The organism is Hydrogenophaga sp. (assembly GCF_036675665.1).
In the GTDB taxonomy this organism is placed as follows: Bacteria; Pseudomonadota; Gammaproteobacteria; order Burkholderiales; family Burkholderiaceae_C; genus Hydrogenophaga.
The window spans coordinates 1-1,637 of record NZ_JAKFEO010000070.1; the positions used below are offsets into that span (position 1 = coordinate 1).

At 68.1% G+C, this 1,637-nt stretch carries 2 protein-coding genes; one reads left to right on the forward strand and one right to left on the reverse strand.

The features are described from left to right. A partial coding sequence (locus tag V6M63_RS18880) for a CDP-6-deoxy-delta-3,4-glucoseen reductase (RefSeq protein ID WP_332744344.1) occupies positions 1–894 on the forward strand: 894 nt, incomplete at its 5' end. 164 nt (positions 895–1,058) lie between these two features. On the opposite strand, the gene V6M63_RS18885 is transcribed toward V6M63_RS18880, so the two are convergent. Continuing rightward, positions 1,059–1,637: NAD(P)-dependent oxidoreductase (locus V6M63_RS18885; RefSeq protein WP_332744346.1), on the reverse strand; the 579-nt coding region annotated here is incomplete at its 5' end.

Here is a 1,637-nt window from a genome sequence, read left to right on the forward strand (position 1 = left end):
AAGCTCGAAGGCGAGGTGGTCCACCGTGCGCACCAGAGCAAGGCGCTGAGCGCCGAGGAGGAAGCGGCCGGCTACGTGCTGACCTGCAGCGCCTTTGCGCTGACCGACGTGGTGCTGGAGTCGCGCCAGGTCACCGACGAGAGCGCCTTCCCGGTCAAGAAGATGCCTTCGCGAGTGATCGCGCTGGAAAAGCGCTCGCACGACGTGATGGTGGTCAGGCTGCAGCTGCCGGCCAACGACACCCTGCGCTACCACGCCGGCCAGTACGTCGAGTTCATCCTGCGCGACGGCTCGCGCCGCAGCTACTCCATGGCGAATGCGCCGCACAACGGCCCGGGGGTGGAGCTGCACATCCGCCACATGCCGGGCGGCAAGTTCACCGACCATGTGTTCAGTGCGATGAAGGAGAAGGAAATCCTGCGGGTGGAAGGCCCCTACGGCAGCTTCTTCCTGCGCGAGGATTCCGACAAGCCCATGGTCCTGCTGGCTTCCGGCACCGGCTTCGCGCCGATCAAGGCCCTGATCGAGCATCTGCAGCACAAGGGCGTCACGCGTCCCGCCACGCTCTACTGGGGCGGGCGCCGGCCGGACGACCTGTACCTGGACGACTGGGTGCACGCGCGCTGCGCCGAGATGGGCAACCTGAAGTACGTCCCGGTCATCTCCAACGCGCTGCCCGAGGACAACTGGACTGGCCGCACCGGCTTCGTGCACAAGGCGGTGCTGGAGGACTTCCCCGACCTGTCAGGCCACCAGGTCTACGCCTGCGGCGCGCCCATCGTGGTCGATTCGGCCCGCGCCGAATACAGCGCCCTGGCCAAGCTGCCGCCCGAGGAGTTCTACGCCGACGCGTTCACCACAGAGGCGGACAAGCACAAGGACGCGGGGACCTGAAAGTCCGTCATTCCCGCGCAGGCGGGAATCCAGTGCGTCCGCTTTCTCAACCTGCTTGAAAGCCCTGGATCCCCGCCGGAGCCTGCCCTCGCGAAGGCGGGGGCGGGGATGACGAAGCATCGCGGGGATGACGAAGCAGAAAACGCGCGGCGTTCTCCAGGTGATCAAACCCCCAGGTCCATCATCCCCGTCGGCGTGGGTTCGAACGCCACGTTCTTCGGCGCCGACAGCGTTTCGTGGATGCGGTGGGCCACGTACCAGCTGGCGCGCAGGCGCGCCTCCCGGGTGTGGGAGCCCAGGCGCGGCGTCAGGAACAGGTTGCCGCACTCGTGCAGCGGCGAGCCGCGCGAGGCGAAGCCCGACTCCGCACCGTCCAGCAGCGCGGCCTCGATGCGGCCGTCGTTCAGGGCCCGGGCGAAGGCGTGCACGTCGTACAGGTGCGAGCGGCTGATGCCCACCCAGAGCTGCCCCGGCTTGCAATGGGCCAGCAGCTTGTCGTTGATGAAGCCCTCGTAGCGCGAGGCGTACAGCACCTGCACCGAGACCGAGTCGGCGTTGGTCACCAGCTCCTGCAAGCCCACCGGCTGGATCTTCAGGCGGTTCCAGATCGGCGCGGTGTGGTGCACGGCGGGGTCGTAGCCGATCAGCCGCGCACCCAGCGAGTGCAGCATGAGCGCCAGCGTGTGCGCGGTAGGCGCGAGCCCGAGGATGCCGACCACGCTGCCACTGAGCTCGCGGCCGAG